A 21557-nucleotide genomic window follows, 5' to 3' on the forward strand; every position below is an offset into this window, starting at 1 on the left:
ATATTTTTTAAAAATTAAAAAATTAATAAAAATGTTTGAAAAAAATTTAATTATATGGTAAAATTAAAATATAGTTAAATATTGGAGGGGTTATGAATAGAGAGAATGAAATTTTTGAGAAGGAAATGCTTGGAAAAAGTCTGAGAGAGATGTTTTTTGAGTTGAATTTGGAGATGGAGGAGAGGTTTCGAGAAATCAAAGATAAGTTTTTAGAAGCAAAAATTAATGAAATTTCCGAATATGAAGATATTTTTGTTGAAACGGTATTAGCGGAAAAAGAAAATATATTTAAGATGGATGGAGTTTTTTTTCCTGTAGTTGATAAAATAGATATTCTTGATGAGAATTATAAGGATATTTATTTGGAAAATGTATATTTGAATTTGAGCTTACATAAGATTGAGGAAGTTCTGGAAAGGGAATTTTTGGGGTGGATAGACATTGATGGAGATAATTATGAGATTAAAGTAAGGCTTGTAAAAGATGAAAGATATTTTGACGAAATAAAGAAATTGCATAATTCTTTTGAACTCAATGGAAAAAAATGGAAAACTATTAATATGGCACATTTTATGAGGTTTTATAGGGTTAAACTAGCTGAGTACGGTTTTAATATGCCACAGGATATTTTGGAGAAAATTCAAAATGGGAAATATGAGATTACTTATGATTTTGAAGAAATTCAGGATAAAGTTCTAAGAGATAGGGAATTGCTTTGGAATATTGAAAAGAAAAAGATAATAAGCACCATTTTTGTACGTCCGACAAAAATTGATCTATCTTTTGAATATACAATAAATTTTGAAAGTGATGAACAGATTTTGGTATCAAATCATGAAAATGAAGATATTTTGTGCTGCTATTACAGCGGAAAAAACAAATTAAATATTGTTTCAAAGAAAAATACAGGCGACATTTGGGATGTATTTTCAATAAAGCCAATCAAAAAATGTAGAAAAATTCTTGAACTTTATGGAAAAAGTAGCGAGAATCAAGAAGATTATTTTCATTTTACAAATTTTAGAAATAAGACCTTTATTGATAAAATTCAAACAAAAAATAGAAATACTAGAAGCCGTGCATTTTTAGAAAAATATTTTTTGGAATATGAATTTACAAAAGATAAAATTTTGTTAAAAGATATTAATTTTAAAAAAAACATTGAAAAAAATATAGATACTTATGACTGTAATGAAAGTTTGAAAAATGATTTTCAAAAGGGATATTCTGATAAAAAGCCGAAATTGAATCTATTTGTAGAAATAAAGGATTTTGATGAATATTCAGAAGACAAGGTTAGCTTTTTAATCTCAGAAATTCAGAATAATTATAACGAATTTGAATGCAGGGGGTACTTGTATGGCGAATAAAAATAAAAAAGGCTACAAATATATATGGGCAGTTCCTCTGAATATGCAATTTGAGCTGGAAAATAGTGTTTCAGCATATATTGAGGTAAATGCAGATTTTTTGAATAATGAAATTGTGAAAAAGAAGGTTGTAAAAGTAAATCCGTATGTGAGGTTTAATAAAATTTTTACCAGTTTTGTAAATTATTATGATAATTTTTTTGAGTTTGAAAATAAGCTGGAAAAAGATACTAAAATTAAAAATCTGACAATGGAAAATACACCTAAAAAAGAGTCTAAAATAAATAGTTTTAGAGGTAGAGACAGCATAGTTGAAGAAAAAAAGGGAAATATATCTGTTTTAAAAAAATTTAAGAAAAATATTGAAAATAATGCGATAAATTATTTACAGGAACTTGATTTTGTTAGTGGAACAACGGTAATTGATGTTATTTGTGAAAAAATTTCAGAAGATATAAAAAAAGGAATTCTAGGAATAAGCTTGAAAAAGTATTTTTTACTTTTGAATAGCGAAGAACAGCAATATATAGCACTTTTAATTTATAATGAAAAAATAAATAATGTAAATTGCATGAAAAATTTTAGATTGGGAATAAAATATTTTTTTATTGATTCTCTTATTTATAGACAAAGATCAGAAAAAAATAAAATAATAATTTATATAAATAAACCAAAAAATAGGTCAAATATAGCAAAAGTAAAGACTTTGGAATTACTGTTCCTAGAACTTGGAATGGAATTAAAAGTATTTTGGGAAAATCATTTTGGAGTTGTAAATGTTGATGAAACAGCAAAAATTGATGAAATAGCAGTTTTTTAGAAAAATAAAGGGGTGGAATAAATGAAATATAGATTGAAAATTACAGATGAGGAAAATAAAAAGGAAATAAATGTAAGTGAAGACGAAATTATGGAAGTAAAATATAAAATTGGACTTGCAGAAGATACAAATCTTGCAAATAGCAGAAGCACAGTAGAAATGGAAATAATCGGAAAAATTATTTCAAATTTGGAAAATACAGGAAATAATTTAGAAAATGAGAGCATAAATGATGATTTGTATGAAAGAAATAAAAAGAATATAATAGATTTAGTGGAATGGGCAGAATCATATCTGGAAAAAAGTGATTACAGAAATTTGGAAATGTTTGTTGATTTGGGTTCAAATAAAAAAATGGATTTAAAATTTACAAATATGTTTGTATATAATTTTTCGCAGGAAATGAGCATTGAAAAAGGGATAGGAATTTTTAAGCTGAAATTGAGACAAAAATTTCATCAGAAAAATAAATTGGACATAAAATAACACTTAAATTAAAATTTTGTGGTATAATAAAAATGTGGATATTTTTAAATAAACTTAAAAATTATTTGTAAAAAAATTACAAAATTTATTTTAGGAGGAAATACTATGATTATAGATGTTGAATTAAACGAAAAAAAACAAAAACAGTTAAAAGAAGTTTTGGAATATGATAACAACTTTATTAATAATTTGATATTAAAAGAACTAGATAAAATAGAAGAAAATGAACAAATTTCCAAATCAGAAATAAAAAGAATAGTGAAGTTATCTGAAAAAGCTAAAAAATCCCCAATGATACCTCTTGAAGATTTTGGAAAGAAAATGGGATTTTAAGTGAAATACAGAGTATTGTTATCTAAATATGCAGCAAAAAAATTACAAAAGATGGATAAAAATACAAGTAAAAAAATTTATGATTTTCTGAAAAAAATAAACAATTCTGAAAATCCAAGAATCAAAGGGGAGGCTTTGAGCCATAATTTAAAAGGATATTGGAAGTACAAACCATTAAAAAATTACAGGATAATAGTTGAAATACAAGATGATGAATTAATAGTTTTAGCTGTTGAAATAGAGCATAGAAGTAAAGTATATTTGATTTTGAATAAATTAAAAAAATCATTTTTAAAATAAATAATGATAAATTCAAATATAGGGAGATGAGTTTTTATGAATAGAAATATTTTTATTACTGGAGCTACAAGTGGAATTGGGAAGGAAACAGCTTATGCCTTTGCGAAAAATGGAGATAATGTGATTTTGTGTGCTAGAAATGCAGATAAATTAAAGGAAATAAAGGCTGATATTGATAGAAAATACGGCACTAATGCATATATCTTTGTACTGGATGTTACTAAATATAACGATGTTGTAAAATTTACAAAGAAAATATTGGATGATGTGAAAAAGGTAGATATTCTTGTAAATAATGCAGGGCTTGCATTGGGGCTGGATAAATTTCAGGAATATGATATTGTGGATATTGAACGAATGATAGACACTAATATAAAAGGTCTGTTATATGTTACAAGACAAATTTTACCAAGCATGGTTGCAAATGATGAGGGGCATATTATAAATATTGGCTCAACTGCTGGAATTTATGCTTATGCAGGAGCTGCCGTCTATTGTGCGACTAAATCGGCTGTAAAGGTTTTGAGCGATGGAATTAGGATTGATACAATAGATAAAAATATTAAAGTAACTACTGTTCAGCCTGGAATTGTGGAAACTAATTTTAGTAATGTAAGATTCCATGGGAATACAGAGCAGGCTAAGAAGGTTTACGAAGGAATTGAGGCATTGAAGCCAGAAGATATTGCAAATACAATAGTTTATATTGCAAATCAGCCAAAACACGTACAAATTTCAGATATTACAATAATGGCGACAAATCAGGCGACTGGATTTAATATTTACAGAAAAAATCAAAATAAATAATGGTCTGAGATAGTAAATACATAGTAAAGATGTACAAAATACACTAAACAAATTCATTGACTTTTATAAATAAGTTTAGTATAATAGTTTGTAATTATTTTTGGGAAAGGGAAGTATCGCCTAATGGTATGGCAGCAGCTTGGAAAGCTGTGGGCGGTTAAACGTCTTGTGGGTTCGAGTCCCTCTACTTCCGCCATTTATAAAAATAATTTGACAAATTAGTGAAAATATAGTAAACTAATTAAGATATACGCATAAAATTGGTGGCTAATACCAATGATAGCGATAAATTATTTGGAGGTGAACATAAATGTTTGCAGTAATTAAAACAGGTGGAAAACAGTACAAAGTAGAAGTTGGAACTGTATTAAAAGTTGAAAAATTAGCAGCTGATGTTGATTCAGACATCGAAATTAACGAAGTTCTATTAGTTGGAGAAGGAGATAACGTAACAGTTGGAACTCCAGTAGTAGAAGGAGCTAAAGTTGTAGCTACAGTTAAATCTCATGGAAAAGCTGATAAAAAAATTAACTTTAAATATAACAAAAAAACTTACTACAGAAAAAAAGGGCATAGACAATCTTTTACAGCAATTGAAATTAAATCAATCAATGCTTAATTGTATTTTTTAAATATAAATTTAGATTGTGAAAGCTGTTGTGGTTTGAATGATAAAAATAGAAATTCAAAGACAAAAAAATAAAATAATATATTTTGAAATAAAAGGACATGCAAATTTTTCAGAATATGGAGAAGATGTAATTTGTGCAGCTGTTTCGTCAGTAGGACAAATGACAGTAAATGGACTTATTGAAACTTTGAAACTTAATAAAAAATTGAAGTTTATTGAGGAAGATGGGTATATTTCCTGTGATTTAAAAAATTCTGGATTGACTGATGATGAACTAGAAAATGCAGATGTTTTGGTTGAATCAATGTATTCGTATTTGAAGGAAGTTGCAAAAAGTTATAGTAATTTTGTGAAACTTAAAGTAATAAAAAAATAAAATTTGATTCACAAATTAAGATTTGAAAAAATCCAAGAAATAAAATATGAAAAAGAAATCGAGGAGGTTGGAAAATGTTATTAAAATTAAACTTACAGTTATTTGCCTCAAAAAAAGGGCAAGGATCAACTAGAAATGGTAGAGATTCTAACCCTAAATATTTAGGAGTAAAAAAATATGATGGAGAAGCTGTAAAAGCTGGAAACATTATTGTAAGACAAAGAGGAAGTAAATTTCACGCAGGAACTAATGCTAAATTAGGAAAAGATTACACTTTATTCGCATTAACTGATGGGTATGTAAAATTTGAAAATTTTGGAAGCGGTAAAAAAAGAGTAAGCATTTACCCTGAAAGAGTAGAAGCATAATAACAGAATTGTATAATATATTTTTGAAATACTGTCTTAGAAATAGGATGGTATTTTTTATTTAAATTTTATAAAATAAATACTTATTAATAGATATTTTTCTAATGATTTATAATAAAACTTCTTTAAAAGCGAACTCAAAAGCTATGACTACTTAACTCAACCCTTATATTTATATAATTCTTAGTATTTCAATTTTAAATGAGTTCAAGTACATATATTTTTTAGTAAAAGAAGTCAATTGAAATTTAGTTTATATCTTTTGTTGTCTATAACTTAATGAATAATACCTGAAGGACTATGCAGTATTTTTTTGAAAAAAATTAAATTAAACTTATTAAAAAAATAAAAATATATTATTTCTTTATTTAGTAGAAAGGGGAGTAAGCCTTTGCAAAAAAAGTTTATAATAAGTTTAAATCTACTGTTTTAGTAGTTAATAACAATAAATATCTTTTTTACTGTATTTTTTAACTTGTTACAACCCTATCTACTCTATCCATGTATTTTTCATTTATCAAATAAGCAGTAAGTATCTAAGTTTTTAGAATTTATTTTGCTCCTAAAAATTTCAAAAATTAATTAAAAATCCTTGTATTTAGGAATCCATTTTGTATTTTTTATTGCTTCTTTTAAATTGTTTAAAGATTCTGTATTTAATTTTTGGTCTAGTACGCTTTGTCCGACTGCTAGTGCCACTGTTTCAGAAAATTCTGTCAGTTTTGATACTGGAGGAAGTACGGCAGCTCCAGGTTTTGTTGTGTCAATTATTCCACCTAGTGAATGTGCGGCTGCTGAGATTATTTTGTCGTTTACAATCTTTGATTTTGTTGCGATAATTCCAAGTCCCAGCCCAGGATAGATTAAAGCATTATTTGCTTGCCCAATTTCGTACGTAATTCCATTGAGTTCTATTGGATCTGATGGGATACCTGTTGCAACGAGAGCTTTTCCGTCTGTCCATTCGATAAGATCTTTTGCACTGGCTTCTGCTAGTTTTGTTGGGTTGCTAAGTGGAAAAATTATTGGTCTTGCAGTGTGTTTTGCCATTTCTTGAACTATTTCTTTTGTGAAAGTATTTGGCACTGTGGAAGTTCCGACAAGTATAGTTGGTCTCACGGATTTTACAGCGGCTTCCAAAGTAGTTAATTCATTTGCATTTGTGAATTCACTCCGTTTTCTTGCGAAAGGAATTTGTTCTGGAGTTAGTCCTTCCGTGTCTTCAAATAACAAGCCTTGTCTGTCAACTAGATAAAACCGTTTTTTTGCCTCTTCTTCAGAAAGCCCCTGCTCTACCATTTCATTGAAAATTCTTCTGGCAATTCCAGCTCCCGCAGTTCCTGCTCCAAAACACATATAAATCTGGTCAGTAAGCTTTTCACCAGAAATTTTTAATGCTCCTAAGATTCCGGCTAAAGTGATAATCCCAGTTCCTTGTATATCATCGTTAAAAGTTGCGATTTCATTTTTATATTTATTTAAAATATTTGCCGCATTTAATCTTCCAAAGTCTTCCCAGTGAAGATATAAATTTGGGAAAAGCTTTTCAGCTGTTTTTACAAATTTGTCTATAAAATTATAATATGCATCTCCTCGAACTCTCTCAAATCTATTTCCTAGATACAAGTCGTTTTCCAGCAGCTCTTTTCTATTTGTTCCAGCATCAATTACAACTGGTAGGACAGTAGCGGGATCAATTCCAGAGGCGGCAGTGTAAACCATCAGTTTTCCAACTGAAATATCAACTCCGTTAGTTCCCCAGTCACCAATTCCAAGGATTCCTTCTGCATCAGTAACGACAATTAAACGGATTTTTCTATTGTCAGCAGCATTTTTTAAAATAGTTTCTATGTTTTCTGGTTCTTTTACTGACAAATAAGCCGCATTTTGAGGATTTACAAATAATTCACTATAATTTTCTATACTTTCTGCAATTACAGGATCATAAACAATTGGCATAAATTCAACTACGTGTTTGCTAAATAAATAATAAAATAATGTTCTGTTTGTATTAAAAATTTCCATTAAGAAATGTCTTTTTTCAATTAACTTGTCTTTTTTCAGAAATTGTCCATAAGCCTGTTTTGCCTGTTCATCTATAGTTTGAATATACGGTGGTAAAAGTCCTAATAATCCATATTTTTCTCTTTCCTTTTTTGTAAAAGCTGTACCTTTGTTAAGGAATGGATTGTTTAAAATTTCATAACCTAATTTCATAAATAATCACCTCTAAATAATATTTCAAATTTATTTTTTGTAATAATCAGATAATCCAAGTATAACACTGAAATATTCGGAAATCAATTTGTTTATCCTGTTATTTAAATTATTTTTCTTGTCTGTTGTAAAATAATGTTAAGAATATATTGTAACAAATTAAAAAATTATGACAATTATGTATTAAAATATTAGTAAGGATAGAATATTAATGAAAAAAATATTATAAAAATTGCATTGAATATGTCTTAAGAATTTTTGTTAAATGCCCGAAATCTATAATTTTGTATCTTCGAGATTACATTTACCCTTTAGTTTATTTTTTATTTAAATCTAGTATGATTTTTAGTTTGGTATAAACTTAACAGTATATTTGCTAAATAAATACTAGAACAAAATTCTGTTTATAAACACATTCCACTTTGAATTATATTATAGTAAAACTTCTTTAAAAGCGAACTCAAAAGCTATGACTACTTAACTCAACCTCTTAATTTATATAATTTTAGCAGTTTCATTTTAAATAGGTTTGAGTGTATATTAAATTTTATTTTTTAAATAAGCTTCAGTTTATTTTAAGGTTTGGATGATAAAATCAATTTGTAAATCAAAATTAGAGCAGGAGAGTGGAAAGTTATGAAAAAATTAATTCTAGTATCAATGTTGGCAATAGGAATGTCTGTATTTGCAGAAAAATTTACACCTTCAAATAAAACATTGGAAATTTCATTGAAGGAGGTGTTAGAAGGAGCAACTCCTAACGGTTATTACTGGATGGATGGAAGTTTTGATAACAACGAATATTATGAAAGATATTCGTTTTTTATAATGGAGGATAATAAAGGAAAAATAGATGAATTAGTCCAAGGTTATGAAATTGGTAAAAAAACAGGTGGAGAAATACGAGAAAAAATCTATGATGATATTGATGATGACAGTACAGTATATGGATCATATAAAATTTATTCAGCAGGGAAAAAAGGTGTATATTATGTAAATAATTATGTAGCCTTGGATGGGAAAAAACATGCAAGATTGTATTTCGGATTTGATAAAAAACACAATACAGTAGTTATACTTGATAAAAACTTAAATCTAATCGAAGTTCTACAAAGAGTAGCCGTAAATTAAAATCTTAAAATATAAATTAAAAAGTAGAGAGCAGTTCAATATAAGATTGCTCTTTTTTAATTTATTTACTAGTCTTGCCTGATTTCATATATTGTGCTATACTAATATTATTTATTGTATAGTAAACTATTGAATTTTAAATGAATAATAAGTTGTTTGTTTGTGAAATAAAGCTAAAAACTTAAAGTTGTAATAAATTCTGTTACTAAGTATGCTTAAAAAAGAAATATAAAAAAGAAAGAAAAAGTAAATTTTAAAATAAAAATCAAAAACTGTGAAAAATAGAAGGAGCAATAGGAATTTATGAATAGAGAAAATATTATGGAAAAAAGAAAGAAAGTAGTACTAGGAATGTCTGGTGGAGTTGATTCTTCTGTTGCGGCAATTTTGCTTAAAGAACAGGGTTACGATGTAATCGGAGTTTTTATGAAGAATTGGGAAGAGAAGGATGAAAATGGAGTTTGTATGGCGGAAGAGGATTATAAGGATGTAATTGCTGTGGCAGAGCAGTTGGAGATACCTTATTATTCGGTGAATTTTGTGAAAGAGTATTGGGACAAAGTGTTTACATATTTTTTAGATGAGTATAAAAAAGGAAGAACGCCCAATCCCGATGTGATGTGTAATAAGGAAATCAAATTTCGTGCATTTCTGGACTATGCGATGAAACTTGGGGCTGATTATGTGGCAACAGGGCATTATGCGAGAATTATTCACGAAGAAAAAGATGGAAAAATCAAATCGACTATGTTAAGAGGAATTGATGATAATAAAGATCAAACATATTTTCTTTGTCAGTTAAGTCAGGAGCAACTGGAAAAAGTTTTATTTCCATTGGGGGAGTACACAAAGCCACAGATTCGTGAAATAGCTGAAAAATATAATTTGGCAACGGCGAAGAAAAAAGATAGCACAGGAATCTGCTTTATTGGGGAACGTGATTTTAATAAATTTTTATCACAATACTTGCCAGCAAAGGGTGGAAATATTGTAAATACGCAAGGAAAGGTTCTAGGGCATCATAATGGACTTATGTATTATACAATCGGACAGAGAAAAGGAATTGGGATTGGAAATACAAAGGAGGGAACTGGAGAGCCTTGGTTTGTTGTGGATAAGGATTTGGAAAAAAATGAACTGATAGTAACACAGGGTGATAACTCGGTACTTTATTCAAAAGGGTTAATCGCAACAGATTTTAATTTTATAAATGAAGTACAGTTTCCGTTGGAATGTACTGTAAAATTTAGATATAGACAAAAAGACACAAAAGTTGTGATTAATAAACTTAATGAAAATGAATATGAAGTGATTTTTGATGAGCCGCAAAAGGCTGTAACGCTGGGACAGATTGTGGTTGCTTATGATGGCGAAGTTTGTCTTGGTGGAGGAATTATTGACAAAATTATAAAATAGTTTTTTAATTTATACAAAATATAAAAATTGAAAGGTGGATAAAATATGGCACTTAATGATGTTATGTGGACGTTTAGTAAGAAAATTTATGAAAGCACGGAAGAATTTGATAAGGATATTAAGGCATATTATGATAGAATGCGTGAATATGTTGACAGAGAATGGAAACCTGATGAAATAGCTGTTAAACAATCAGAAATTTATGTTGATTATGAGGCATGGATAAAAGGGAAAGAAGACTTGCTGGAAAATGAAACGACTGATGAAGAAGAATTATCGGAAGAATATGCAGACGATGGTTATTTTCAAGTTGATGTAAGAGCGTTGTTAAAGGCTGATAATGGAAAATATTTTACAAATCTTGAATTAATGACAAAAGTTCATAATCAGCAGGCGAATAAAGAATTAGGAGATCATGTATTTTTTGAAGGTATGGATTCAGATAATGAGATAGACGGAATTCCTGTATTTTATGTAGCGTGTGGAAGTTAAGGAGGAAAATGGAAGAATTGATATTTTGCTTAAATGCTACAATGCCTGTATTTTTACTTATGATACTTGGATACATCTTTAGGAAAATAGGAATTATAGATTTAGAATTTGCAGATAAGATGAACAGATTTGTATTTTTGGCACTTTTGCCTGCACTTTTGTTTAAAGAACTGTCGCTGTCTGATTTTTCGGCAATCTGGGATTTGAAATATCTGATGTTCTGCTTTTTTGCAACATTTTTTTCAATAACGATAATGTGTATTATCTCACTTTTTCTGAAGGATAAGTCAATTCGCGGAGAATTTATTCAAGCTGGATTCAGAAGCAGTGCTGCCTTACTTGCTTATGCCTTTGTGCAGAATGTGTATGGAGAGGCTAAAATTGTGGCTCTTATGGTAATTGGAGCCGTTCCTTTGTACAATATTGCCTCAGTTGTGATTTTGATGCTACTTCGTCCAAAACAAGGAAAATTGAATAGAATAATTTTGAAAAATACCTTAAAGGGAGTTATGAGGAATCCCTTGATACTTGGAATTTTGGCTGGGATGATTTGGGCATTATTAAAAATCCCTCAGCCAGTAATTATGAAAAAATCAATTTCGACATTTTCTGCAGCGGCAACTCCACTTGGATTGCTTGCACTTGGAGCAAGTTTTGACATGAAAGAAGTTTTTTCAAAAATAAAGATTGTATTAGTTTCGTCTTCATTTAAGCTCTTAATTCTTACAGCAATATTTCTGCCAATAGCAATAAAATTTGGATTTAAGGATGAAAAGCTGGTTGCTGCGCTTGGAATGCTGGGAAGTCCAACAACTCCAACTTCATTTACTATGGCAAGAGGAATGGGGCATAATGGGGCAGTAACCTCGGGAACTGTTGTGATTACTACAATTATGAGTATTTTTACATTAACTGGATGGCTTTATATTTTGAAAATTGCAGGATTAGTATAAAATTTGTTAAATAAATAAAAATTTGGTATAATAGCAGAGTATTGTGAGAATAATTAAGTTTATAAAAATAAAGTATTCTGGAGGGAAAAAATGAAATTGAAAAAATATGTTTTGATTGGCATAATGGCATTGTTAGTTATTGTTGGATGTGATAACAAGGGCAATGAAAAAAATGACAAGGATAATGTGAAAGTAACAGATGTGAAAAGGGATATTTCAACTGAGGAAATCATAAAATATAATGAATATTTGAAATTAAGTGATGTGCCAAATTCTGAAGAATGGAATGCTTTTTTTACAGAGATAAAAAAAGAAGAATTTACTGATCAAGCTGGAAATATAAAAAATATCTCAGAACTAGCTACATTTACTGAAAATTTAGATAACTCAATTAATTTGACTGGTGAATATATAAAAGAAATTACGGATGTAATGCAAAAAGCTCCAAAAATGGAAGCAATTGATAAAAATGCTGAAAATCTTTTAAATTCATTGATTGAAGAACAAAAAGTGTTAACGGAGATTAATGATTATTTTGAAAAAGGCGACTATAAAACTGATAAATTGTCAAAAATAGAAGAATTGAATGATAAATACAAAGTTGTATTGAAAAATAGACAGGAAAATCATAAAATTTTTACTAATTCATTAAATGAAATTGCCCAAATAATTAATCAAAAAATAGAAAAACAATTACAAACAGATGGAAAAACAGCAAAATTAAATATTTTGAAATTTGTAAATTCAGTAGATAATTTTGGAAAAATAGCTTTTGGGAAAAATAATTTGAACTTTGATGAAAATGAAGTAAAAATCCTGGAAGAAGCAAATAAAAACGTGCAAAATACATATAAGGCAGTGTCTGAAATGACACTTGAAAATGCCAAAAAAGAAAATATAAATGAGGAAGACTTCAAGAAAATAAAAGAAAGTTCAAAATTATTATCAGAAAATATGCAAAAAATGGTAGCAGGCGTGAAAAACCAAAATATTCAAGATGTGGTAATGAGTGCAAGTAATATTTTGAGTGCAAAGACAGATTTAGAAAATGTGTTTAATGTTTTAGTATTAAAAAAATAAAATTTAATAATAAAAAGAGGTGAGTAATTATTGCTCACCTTATGTTTTAATCTTTAATCATAAATAAGATATATTGAAATATATAAAAGTTATATATTATAATTATTGACAAAGGGTTTCAAAAAATGTTATTATTATAATATGTTTAGAAATTAATTTGTAAAAGTTATTATATAAATAAAAGCAGGAGGAAATAGCTATGAAAAAAATATTGTTATTGATGATTTTAGCGTTAAGCATTTTTATGTGTAGTGTTGAAAAAGAAGAAAAAAAAGCAGGAAAAAGTACTGATGGAGTTCCTAAGAAAATTGTAATTGGATTGGATGATTCATTTGTTCCAATGGGATTCAAGGATGAAAAAGGCGAAATTGTAGGGTTTGATATTGATTTGGCTAAGGCAGTTGCTCAAAAATTAGGAAGCGAGGTTGAATTTAAACCTATAAACTGGGATTCTAAAATATTGGATTTAAATGGTGGAAATATTGATTTAATTTGGAACGGACTTACTATAACAGAAGAAAGAAAAAAAGAAACTGAAATGACAAAACCGTATTTTACAAGTCACCAGCTTATAGTGGTTAAAGCAGGTTCAAGTATTAATACAAAAGCCGATTTAGCAGGAAAAAATGTTGGAAGTCAAACTGAAAGCAGTGGAGAGGAAGCTGTGAAAAAATCAGGGGATGACAAGAAATTTAAGGAATTTAAAACTTATGCTCAGTATGATCAGGCGTTTATGGATCTTGATGCAGGCAGAGTTGACGCAATTATAGCTGATGAAGTATTGGCAAAATATACTAAAAAAACAAAAGAAACTCAAGCTAAAAAAGAACTGTACCAAATTTTAAATGATAATTATGGTGAAGAGGAATACGGAATTGCAGCTAAAAAAGGTAATATAAAATTAGTTGAGGCTATAAATAAAGCTATTGAGGAATTAAAAGCAGACGGGACATATCAAAAAATTTACTCGAAATGGTTTAAAGATTAATGAATCAATCGTTACCAATATTTATAGAACTGGTAAAAACTTTACCAAATGTAGTAGTACTGTATATATTCACGGTTTTATTTTCCATCCCGTTAGGAATTTTAGGAGCATTGGCGTATACAGGAAAAAATAAGATAGTAAAATTTATTATTTCAGTTTATACCTGGATTTTTCGTGGTACTCCCTTGATGCTGCAATTAATGGTTGTTTATTATGGAATACCGCTAATGAAGTTTGGAGGTTATAAAATTGTTCTTGCACCGTACATGGCAGCCACAATTACATTTATAATAAATTATGCCGCATATCTTGTGGAAATTATGAGAAGTGGAATTGAAAGCATAGACAAAGGACAACATGAAGCTGCAAAAGTACTAGGCTATAGTTATTGGCAAAAAATAATATACGTTATTTTACCGCAGGCAATAAGAAGAGTACTGCCAACATTGGGAAATGAGGCGATTACTCTTATAAAGGATACTTCCCTTGTATATGTTCTTGCTGTTACAGAAGTAATGAAACGGACAAAGGAGCTAGCAAATATTTATTATAATATTACTCCGTATATTTGTGCAATTATTATTTATCTAGTATTAAGCTTTGCTGTTGACAGGCTATTTAAGAATATTGAAAAAAGAAATAAAATCAGAATTTAAAATTTCTGATTTACGAATGGTTTTATTAAAATATAAGAAGCTGGGAGATAAATCGTGGAAAGTGAAAAAATAATAGAATTGAAAAATTTAAAAAAACAGTATGGCGATAATGTAATTTTGAAAAATATTAATTTGCATGTTGATAGAGGTGAGGTTGTTTCGCTAATAGGGCCTTCTGGAAGTGGTAAGTCAACAATTTTACGGTGCATAGTTGATTTGGAAAGCATAACATCAGGAGAAGTAATGATTGAAGGAAATAATTTGGCGGATAAAAATGTCGATAAAAAAATAAAAAAGGAAATGCTGCTAAAGACAGGAATGGTTTTCCAGACATTTAATTTATTTCCTCATCTATCAGTTAGAAACAATATAGTCAGAACTTTAAAACTTGTAAAGAAAAAGACGACAATAGAAGCTGAAAACATTGCCAATAAAATGCTAGACCTAGTTGGACTTTCGGATAAAATTGACAGTTTTCCGAATGAACTTTCAGGTGGGCAGAAGCAGCGTGTGGCAATAGCGAGGGCATTGGCATTACAGCCAGATATTATGCTTTTCGATGAACCAACATCAGCACTAGATCCAGAGCTGGTAAAAGAAGTGCTGGATATAATAAGAAAACTGAAAAAGCAAAAAATTACAATGCTAATTGTAAGCCATGAAATGAATTTTGTACGTGAAATTTCAGACAGAATAATTGTTATGGAAAAAGGTGAAATACTGGAAACAGGGACTTCACAGAAAATCTTTGAAAATCCAGCTTCTCAAAGAGTAAAGGAATTCTTGAATACAAATAGTTAAAAAGTTAATTTTTATAGCTATTTATGAGTCAATTCTCAAAATTTAGCTTAAAATTAGATAATTAATAAGGATTGATTTCTATATAAAATAGGAGTTAATCCTTTTAGTTTTTTTCTACTTAATTTTCATATAAAAAACTGCACCATCTATCTTACTTAGAAGATTTTTGGTACAGTTCACATGTAATATTATTTCTTAGATTAAATTATTTATTTTTTAAAATATCTCTAATTTCTGCTAATAATGTTTCTTCTTTTGTTGGAACAGCTTCGGCAACTTCTTCTGCAATTTCAACAGTAGGTTTTCTTAGTTTATTGATAAATTTTACCATTAAGAAAATAACAAATGCCATAATTAAAAAATTAACTATATTTTGAATAAATAATCCATATTTTACTGCAGCTTCTGGAGTAGTTGCAGTAGCAGGTGTAATAACAAATTTTAAGTTTGAAAAATCAATTTTTCCTAAAATAATTCCAATAACTGGCATAATTATATCATCAACCAATGAAGTAACTATTTTTCCAAAAGCAGCACCAATTATAACTCCAACTGCCAAATCCATTACATTTCCTTTTGAGATAAATTCTTTGAATTCTTTAAACATTAAAGTAATTCTCCTTTCAAAATTTTATACGGTTTATTATAATGTATTTTTTACAGAATTGCAACTTTTTTATAAAATTTTTTTTGTAATTCAATTTTTTCAAATAACAAATAATAAATTAAACTATTTAAGTCTAGAATTTATAAACGTTTTAAATTTAATTTTAAAATATATTTTTTTGTTTTTTTGATTTATGCATTTCTAATGTTTTAAAAAATACTTTGTTAAGAGAAATTAACAGTTTTTTTCTAGCTTCATTACTTATAGTGCCGTTATCAGTATAAACAAAAGTATCAGAAAGTAAACATTTGATATATTGAATTTTTTCCCATTTATTTAGTTTTCCTACTCTTTCATCATTTGAAAGATTGTATTTTTGAACTTCTTTATCTAATTTATCAATACTATATGTTTTTATTTCCTTAAAATAAGTTAATTTGTCCTTTTCAAAATTAAAATTTCCATTTTCATCAATAACTGCAGAAATAGCTTCTTTAACTAATGTCATTTTTTATCCTCCTCTAGTTTTAAATTATTTTTAGTTTTTACCATTGATTTTCTACAAAAGTTCTAATTACTCTCCCTTTACAATATAATAATTCAGTGTTCAAAATTACAATATCATCATACTCAGGGTTAAATGAATGTAATCTAATAATTCCTTGTTTATCTATTATTAGTTGTTTTATGTATGTTTCATCATCATATTCAAATACACATACTTTTCCATTTAAACTTATCGGATTAGTACATAACTCAGGATCTACGATAGCAATTGAATCATCTGGGATGCTTTTATCAAAACCATTCATACTATCACCTGCAACTTTTATTGCAAAAAGACCATTTTTATAAATATCTTTTGGTATAGAATAACTCCCAATTTCTTCAGAAAGATTTATATATCCTGTTCCTGCACTAGCTTTACCATACATTGGAATTTCTCTTATTTCAACAGGAATTATTTCTCCGTGAGATATAGTACTGTATTTTTCATTAGAATCAAAATGTGTTATACCAGCTAAATAATTTAAATCAACATTAAAAAATTTTGCATAGGCTGTAACAAATTTGTTGCTTGGTTCAGATAAATTATTTTCCCAGCGTGATACCATGCTTTTAGTTATACGTAAATTGTATTCTTTATTTAGTTTTTCAACTAGGGAATCCATTGATAATTTATTGTTTTTTCGTAATTCTTTTAAACGTTTGCCAATATTCATAAAATAGTCCTCCAATACTTTAAAAATATATAAGTTTATAGGGTTTTAAGTTAGATAATTATACTTTAAAATTTAATTTATTATATTATACTCCATTTGTTCCTAAAAAGCAACAAAATTTTTTAAAATCTTTTTTAGTTGCTAAATCGGTACAAAATTTTCTTTGATTAATTTATAAAAACATAGTACAATTATATAAAATAATGATGTGTAAGAAAGGAAATATAAATATGAGAACTTTGAAGGATATAAAGGAAATGTTGGTTAAATGTGGTGCAGCAATTTGGGGAACGAAGAAGGAAGTTAAGGAGTTGCCAAACATTATTAGTGATGATGAAATTATAACATATGCTACTTCAGGTGTTTATGATGGACATACTTGGTTAGTTATTTCAACAAATAAAAGAATTATTTTCTTAGATAAAGGAATGTTTTTTGGTGTAAATCAAATAGAGATACCTCTAAGTAAAGTAAATTCAATAAAATATAGAAAAAGATTTTTTCTTGGAGAAATAGAAATATGGGATGGAGCCTCTATGATTAAAGTAACGAATATACTGAAAAAAACGCTTGTTCCATTTGTAAATGCTGTAAATGATTCGATAGAAGAGTTTGAGAATTTAAAAAAAAATCAGACTTCAGTTGCTGACGAACTAATAAAATTTAAAAAATTACTAGATGAAGGAGTAATAAATCGGGTAGAATTTGACAAAAAAAAGAAAGAGTTGTTGAAATAAAAATTTTGGGTTGTTTAAATGCAAGAAAAGTAATATTTACGTGAAAATTTATTTTAAATAAAATAATAAAATATTGATGTATTATTTTAAAAATTATGATATAATTAGGTAAAATTGAAATTACATAATAAAATTAGTTTAATTTCAAAAATTATGACTTATTATTGTTTACTAATTTAGACTAAATTTTTATGATTCAATTTTGCAAAGTCAAGCATAGATCGGAAGGATGTAGATAAAATGAAAAAATTAATATTATCACTTTTAATTTTAGTTGCAATGCAAGGATTTAGTAATAGCACATGTAACTTTGCCTCTAACCCTGATACTTTTTTAGATAGAGTTATAAAAAAAATACAATCTGAAAAGCGATCAGATGATATTTTTTGTGATAGAGACAAAATAAAAATGGCATATTATACTATTGAAGATGAGGACTATAATGCAAATGTAGGTATAGTAATAAAAGTTAGTCCAACAACATCGAATGATGAATTTAAAAAGGACTTTTATAAAAAATTTAATGACTATAAAAATTTCTTTACAAAAATTGATACAAAAAATTTGGGGAAAAATCCACTTCCAGATAAAGAAATAGTACGTTTTTATATTCAGTTTCCAGATGAAAGAAGTATAATAATAATAGGAAAATATGAATATGATTTAAAAACTAAAGAATATCAGCTAGTAGTTAATTCAAAGGCAAAAGAATACTTTGAAAAAATAAATTTGTTTGCTCCATTAGCATCAACAAAAATATCTTATTCTGATGAAGGGCATATATATTAAAAATTTGATCATATTTGAGTCTATAATTATTCAGGAGGGAAATTAGATATGAGTATAAAAAAAATAAGGAAAGCTGTTATTCCAGCCGCTGGACTTGGGACGAGAGTTTTACCAGCAACAAAAGCACAGCCTAAAGAAATGCTTGTAATAGTTGACAAACCTGCATTACAGTATCTTGTAGAAGAACTTGTAGCTGCTGGAATTGAAGAAATTCTTATTATTACTGGAAGAAATAAGGGATCAATAGAAAATCATTTTGATTATTCTTATGAATTAGAAAAAACATTAGAAGAAAAAGGGAAAAAAGATTTATTGAAAATCGTAAATAATATTTCTGAAATGTCAAATATTTATTATGTTCGTCAGAAAAGACCATTGGGTTTAGGGCATGCAATAAGCTGTGCAGAAGCATTTGTGGGAGATGAGCCATTTGTTGTGCTTTTAGGAGACGATATTATTTATACAGATAAAGATAAAGGGCAAAATCCTGTTACAAAACAGCTTGTGGAAAAATATAATGAATTACAAGGCGGTACAATTTTAGGAGTACAGGAAGTTCCTCACGAAAATGTCTCAAAATATGGGATAATAAAGCCATTAAAGCAAATTGACGAAAAAACAGTGGCAGTAGAAGATTTCATTGAAAAACCGTCAGTTGATGAAGCTCCGAGTAATCTTGCTGCATTAGGGCGATATGTGTTGGAACCTGAAATTTTTTCATATTTAAAAAGGACAAAACCTGGAAAAGGTGGAGAAATTCAGTTGACAGATGCAATTTTGGCAATGAAGAACGATGGTGAAAAATTGTATGCGTATAATTTTGATGGATTAAGATACGATACTGGAGATAAATTTGGAATGTTTGTTGCAAACGTTGAATTTGGATTAAGACATGAAGAATTAAAAGATAAAGTAAAAGATTACTTGAAAGATTTAGTGGAAAAACTATAATTTTCTATATTAAGAGCATAAGTTTAATAGCGTTATGCTCTTTTATTTTTGAATGAATGCTATTTATTTTTAAGATTTTATATGTTAAAATATACACAAATTTTAAATCGAAAATGAGGGAGATTCAATTGTATAAAATAAAGATTAATAATATGAAATTTCATTCATATATAGGTGTTTATGAAGAAGAAAAAAAAATTGGACAAAATATTGAAATTGATTTAATCATTTCGCTTTCAAAAGAAATTATTGAGAATGATGATATAAATAGTACATTGAGTTATGGAGATTGTTATAGGAAAATAGAGAAAATTGTTAAAGCAAGCAGAGTAGATTTGCTGGAAACATTGGCTTTGGATATTATAAAAGAAATGAAAAAATTGAATGAAAAAATTGAATATGTACAAGTAAATATACGAAAATTGGCAGTTCCAATTAATGGAATTTTCGACAGCGTTGAAATTCAGATAAAAGATTAGGCAAAGCAAGGAAAGGGATAAAATAAAAATGGCTAAAGATATAGTTTATTTAAGTTTGGGCAGTAATATTGGAAAAAGAGAAGAATATATTCAAAAAGCTATTGAAGCAATTGAAAAAACTGAAGGAATTGAGGTATTGAAAAAATCAGGATTATATGAAACAACTCCTGTTGGATATTTAGAGCAGGATTTGTTTTTAAATGCAGTAATTAAGATTGAAACTAATTTTTCAGCAAGAGAAATCTTAAAAATTATAAATAAAATTGAAGCTGAACTGGATAGAAAAAGAGAAATTAGATGGGGTCCAAGAACTATTGACATTGATATTTTGATTTTTTCAGATAAAAAAATTAACGAACCTGATTTGATAATTCCACATAAGGAAATGATGAATAGATTATTTGTACTAGTTCCATTGATTGAAATTTACGATGGAGAGTATTTTGACAAAGAAGAAATTGCAGAAAAAATAAATGAGTTAGTTAAAGCAGGGGATCAAAAAATTGAAAAAATTTGAAAAAACCAATAATTATAAAATTAATAGATCAAATTAAAATATTGAATACAATAAAAAGAATTATCATAATTCTTATATTTTTTGAATTTTTAAATTAAATTATCGGACGTTAATTATTATTTTATTATTTTAATTAGAACAATATATTGCGACAAACTAAAAAAATGTAAAAACTCATTTAACAATTATTAATGTAATTGAGTAAATTTAGAAATATAATTAAATAACTATTATTTATAAAGGAGTTAATCTTCTTTACTAAAGATGAATAATGTTAAGTTAGTAATCATTTATTATAAATAATAAATTACGAAGATAAAATCATGTAATAAATATATACTAAACTTATTTAAGAGCATATAAATATGAGAATAAAATTTGCCAAGATGAATTGAAGAGTAGCATTTGTTATATAAATAAAAAGAAAGGTTAAGAAAATGAAAAAAAACAAAAACATAGATAAAGAAACGAGATTAAAAAATATTGAAAACGCAGTACGTGAAATTTTAATAAATATTGGGGAAGATGCTGATAGAGAAGGGCTTGTTGAGACTCCTAAAAGAGTTGCAAAAATGTATGAGGAGATTCTGAGTACAAAAAGTGTAGATGATTTTGAAAATTATAAATTATTTGATGTAGATTTAGGCGATTCGCAGGAAATGGTACTTGTGAAGGAAATACCCTTTTTTTCAATGTGTGAGCATCATATGCTACCATTTTTTGGAAAGGTGCATGTTGCTTATATTCCGAGAGATAATAAAGTTATTGGACTTAGCAAGATACCAAGACTTGTGGAATTTATTTCACGAAAACTGAGTGTTCAGGAAGAAATTACTGTAAATGTTGCAAAAAAATTGATAAAAATACTAAATCCACTGGGAGTTGCTGTAGTGGTTGAGGCACGACACATGTGCATTGAAATGAGAGGAGTTAATAAAATTGGTTCTGTGACTAGAACTTCTTTTTATAGTGGCGAATTTAAGGAGAATGCGGATAAGAAGAAGGAATTTTTGGATGGGATAAAATAAA

At 27.9% G+C, this 21557-nt stretch carries 27 protein-coding genes and 1 tRNA gene; 24 read left to right on the forward strand and 4 right to left on the reverse strand.

What is annotated here, in order from left to right; translation table 11 throughout:
• The first annotated feature begins 92 nt into the window (after nucleotides 1-92).
• The 10 genes from QU666_RS06570 to rpmA all read left to right on the forward strand — a co-directional run bounded on the left by QU666_RS06570 (nucleotide 93) and on the right by rpmA (nucleotide 5491).
• Nucleotides 93-1370 (forward strand): hypothetical protein, encoded by a 1278-nt coding sequence (locus QU666_RS06570; RefSeq protein WP_021769495.1) that lies wholly within the window; start codon nucleotides 93-95, stop codon nucleotides 1368-1370.
• A complete protein-coding gene (locus QU666_RS06575; protein WP_021769496.1) occupies nucleotides 1360-2190 on the forward strand; it encodes a hypothetical protein in 831 nt (276 codons plus the stop codon). The genes QU666_RS06570 and QU666_RS06575 overlap by 11 nt, the downstream gene beginning before the upstream one ends.
• 21 nt (nucleotides 2191-2211) lie before the next feature.
• Nucleotides 2212-2676 (forward strand): hypothetical protein, encoded by a 465-nt coding sequence (locus QU666_RS06580; protein ID WP_021769497.1) that lies wholly within the window; start codon nucleotides 2212-2214, stop codon nucleotides 2674-2676.
• A 105-nt stretch (nucleotides 2677-2781) separates the two neighbouring features.
• Nucleotides 2782-3009 carry a hypothetical protein gene (locus QU666_RS06585; RefSeq protein ID WP_021769498.1) on the forward strand — a complete coding sequence of 76 codons (228 nt, stop codon included), beginning with the start codon at nucleotides 2782-2784 and terminating at the stop codon, nucleotides 3007-3009.
• Nucleotides 3010-3309: a type II toxin-antitoxin system RelE/ParE family toxin gene (locus QU666_RS06590; RefSeq protein ID WP_021769499.1), complete on the forward strand. Its 300-nt coding sequence runs from the start codon at nucleotides 3010-3012 to the stop codon at nucleotides 3307-3309.
• Between the two features lie 36 nt (nucleotides 3310-3345).
• Nucleotides 3346-4116 (forward strand): SDR family NAD(P)-dependent oxidoreductase, encoded by a 771-nt coding sequence (locus QU666_RS06595; protein ID WP_021769500.1) that lies wholly within the window; start codon nucleotides 3346-3348, stop codon nucleotides 4114-4116.
• Between the two features lie 109 nt (nucleotides 4117-4225).
• Nucleotides 4226-4312, forward strand: a tRNA-Ser gene (locus QU666_RS06600).
• A gap of 114 nt (nucleotides 4313-4426) precedes the next feature.
• Entirely contained in the window at nucleotides 4427-4735 is a 309-nt protein-coding gene (rplU, locus tag QU666_RS06605) for a 50S ribosomal protein L21 (RefSeq protein WP_021769501.1), read from the forward strand.
• Between the two features lie 49 nt (nucleotides 4736-4784).
• Nucleotides 4785-5123, forward strand: a complete 339-nt coding sequence (locus QU666_RS06610; RefSeq protein ID WP_021769502.1) for a ribosomal-processing cysteine protease Prp — start codon at nucleotides 4785-4787, stop codon at nucleotides 5121-5123.
• Nucleotides 5124-5197: 74 nt separating this feature from the next.
• Nucleotides 5198-5491 carry a 50S ribosomal protein L27 gene (gene rpmA, locus QU666_RS06615; RefSeq protein WP_021769503.1) on the forward strand — a complete coding sequence of 98 codons (294 nt, stop codon included), beginning with the start codon at nucleotides 5198-5200 and terminating at the stop codon, nucleotides 5489-5491.
• Nucleotides 5492-6073: 582 nt separating this feature from the next.
• Here rpmA and QU666_RS06620 read toward each other — a convergent pair.
• Nucleotides 6074-7708: a malolactic enzyme gene (locus tag QU666_RS06620; RefSeq protein ID WP_021769806.1), complete on the reverse strand. Its 1635-nt coding sequence runs from the start codon at nucleotides 7706-7708 to the stop codon at nucleotides 6074-6076.
• A 636-nt stretch (nucleotides 7709-8344) separates the two neighbouring features.
• Here QU666_RS06620 and QU666_RS06625 point away from each other — a divergent pair.
• The 8 genes from QU666_RS06625 to QU666_RS06660 all read left to right on the forward strand — a co-directional run bounded on the left by QU666_RS06625 (nucleotide 8345) and on the right by QU666_RS06660 (nucleotide 15225).
• A complete protein-coding gene (locus tag QU666_RS06625; RefSeq protein ID WP_021769805.1) occupies nucleotides 8345-8839 on the forward strand; it encodes a hypothetical protein in 495 nt (164 codons plus the stop codon).
• Nucleotides 8840-9160: 321 nt separating this feature from the next.
• A complete protein-coding gene (mnmA, locus tag QU666_RS06630; protein WP_036071498.1) occupies nucleotides 9161-10255 on the forward strand; it encodes a tRNA 2-thiouridine(34) synthase MnmA in 1095 nt (364 codons plus the stop codon).
• A gap of 45 nt (nucleotides 10256-10300) precedes the next feature.
• Nucleotides 10301-10747: a hypothetical protein gene (locus tag QU666_RS06635; RefSeq protein ID WP_021769803.1), complete on the forward strand. Its 447-nt coding sequence runs from the start codon at nucleotides 10301-10303 to the stop codon at nucleotides 10745-10747.
• Between the two features lie 8 nt (nucleotides 10748-10755).
• Nucleotides 10756-11700: an AEC family transporter gene (locus tag QU666_RS06640; RefSeq protein ID WP_021769802.1), complete on the forward strand. Its 945-nt coding sequence runs from the start codon at nucleotides 10756-10758 to the stop codon at nucleotides 11698-11700.
• 90 nt (nucleotides 11701-11790) lie between these two features.
• Nucleotides 11791-12780 (forward strand): DUF3829 domain-containing protein, encoded by a 990-nt coding sequence (locus QU666_RS06645; RefSeq protein WP_021769801.1) that lies wholly within the window; start codon nucleotides 11791-11793, stop codon nucleotides 12778-12780.
• Between the two features lie 199 nt (nucleotides 12781-12979).
• Nucleotides 12980-13768 carry an amino acid ABC transporter substrate-binding protein gene (locus QU666_RS06650; RefSeq protein ID WP_021769800.1) on the forward strand — a complete coding sequence of 263 codons (789 nt, stop codon included), beginning with the start codon at nucleotides 12980-12982 and terminating at the stop codon, nucleotides 13766-13768.
• Nucleotides 13768-14424 carry an amino acid ABC transporter permease gene (locus QU666_RS06655; RefSeq protein WP_021769799.1) on the forward strand — a complete coding sequence of 219 codons (657 nt, stop codon included), beginning with the start codon at nucleotides 13768-13770 and terminating at the stop codon, nucleotides 14422-14424. Before QU666_RS06650 ends, QU666_RS06655 begins: the two co-directional genes overlap by 1 nt.
• 69 nt (nucleotides 14425-14493) lie before the next feature.
• Nucleotides 14494-15225 carry an amino acid ABC transporter ATP-binding protein gene (locus QU666_RS06660; protein WP_198012139.1) on the forward strand — a complete coding sequence of 244 codons (732 nt, stop codon included), beginning with the start codon at nucleotides 14494-14496 and terminating at the stop codon, nucleotides 15223-15225.
• A gap of 205 nt (nucleotides 15226-15430) precedes the next feature.
• Here the strand turns inward: QU666_RS06660 and mscL are convergent, their stop codons facing one another.
• The 3 genes from mscL to QU666_RS06675 all read right to left on the reverse strand — a co-directional run bounded on the left by mscL (nucleotide 15431) and on the right by QU666_RS06675 (nucleotide 17055).
• Entirely contained in the window at nucleotides 15431-15832 is a 402-nt protein-coding gene (gene mscL / locus QU666_RS06665; protein WP_021769797.1) for a large-conductance mechanosensitive channel protein MscL, read from the reverse strand.
• A gap of 163 nt (nucleotides 15833-15995) precedes the next feature.
• On the reverse strand, nucleotides 15996-16340 hold the full coding sequence (locus QU666_RS06670; protein ID WP_021769795.1) for a hypothetical protein: 345 nt from the start codon (nucleotides 16338-16340) through the stop codon (nucleotides 15996-15998).
• A gap of 37 nt (nucleotides 16341-16377) precedes the next feature.
• Nucleotides 16378-17055, reverse strand: a complete 678-nt coding sequence (locus tag QU666_RS06675; protein WP_021769794.1) for an XRE family transcriptional regulator — start codon at nucleotides 17053-17055, stop codon at nucleotides 16378-16380.
• A gap of 203 nt (nucleotides 17056-17258) precedes the next feature.
• On the opposite strand from QU666_RS06675, the gene QU666_RS06680 reads away from it, so the two are divergent.
• The 6 genes from QU666_RS06680 to folE all read left to right on the forward strand — a co-directional run bounded on the left by QU666_RS06680 (nucleotide 17259) and on the right by folE (nucleotide 21556).
• Nucleotides 17259-17792, forward strand: coding sequence for a PH domain-containing protein (locus tag QU666_RS06680; protein ID WP_021769793.1), 534 nt, complete (start codon nucleotides 17259-17261; stop codon nucleotides 17790-17792).
• Between the two features lie 240 nt (nucleotides 17793-18032).
• Nucleotides 18033-18581, forward strand: coding sequence for a hypothetical protein (locus QU666_RS06685; protein WP_021769792.1), 549 nt, complete (start codon nucleotides 18033-18035; stop codon nucleotides 18579-18581).
• A gap of 48 nt (nucleotides 18582-18629) precedes the next feature.
• Entirely contained in the window at nucleotides 18630-19532 is a 903-nt protein-coding gene (gene galU / locus QU666_RS06690; RefSeq protein ID WP_021769791.1) for a UTP--glucose-1-phosphate uridylyltransferase GalU, read from the forward strand.
• A 152-nt stretch (nucleotides 19533-19684) separates the two neighbouring features.
• The gene (gene folB / locus QU666_RS06695) at nucleotides 19685-20011 is read left to right on the forward strand and encodes a dihydroneopterin aldolase (protein ID WP_304984789.1); all 327 of its coding nucleotides are present in this window, start codon (nucleotides 19685-19687) and stop codon (nucleotides 20009-20011) included.
• A 28-nt stretch (nucleotides 20012-20039) separates the two neighbouring features.
• A complete protein-coding gene (folK, locus tag QU666_RS06700; protein WP_021769789.1) occupies nucleotides 20040-20528 on the forward strand; it encodes a 2-amino-4-hydroxy-6-hydroxymethyldihydropteridine diphosphokinase in 489 nt (162 codons plus the stop codon).
• Between the two features lie 437 nt (nucleotides 20529-20965).
• Nucleotides 20966-21556: a GTP cyclohydrolase I FolE gene (gene folE, locus QU666_RS06705; RefSeq protein WP_021768644.1), complete on the forward strand. Its 591-nt coding sequence runs from the start codon at nucleotides 20966-20968 to the stop codon at nucleotides 21554-21556.
• Nucleotide 21557 lies beyond the last annotated feature (1 nt).

Origin of the sequence: Leptotrichia sp. HMT-225, assembly GCF_030644325.1 — a bacterium.
Lineage (GTDB): Bacteria > Fusobacteriota > Fusobacteriia > Fusobacteriales > Leptotrichiaceae > Leptotrichia > Leptotrichia massiliensis.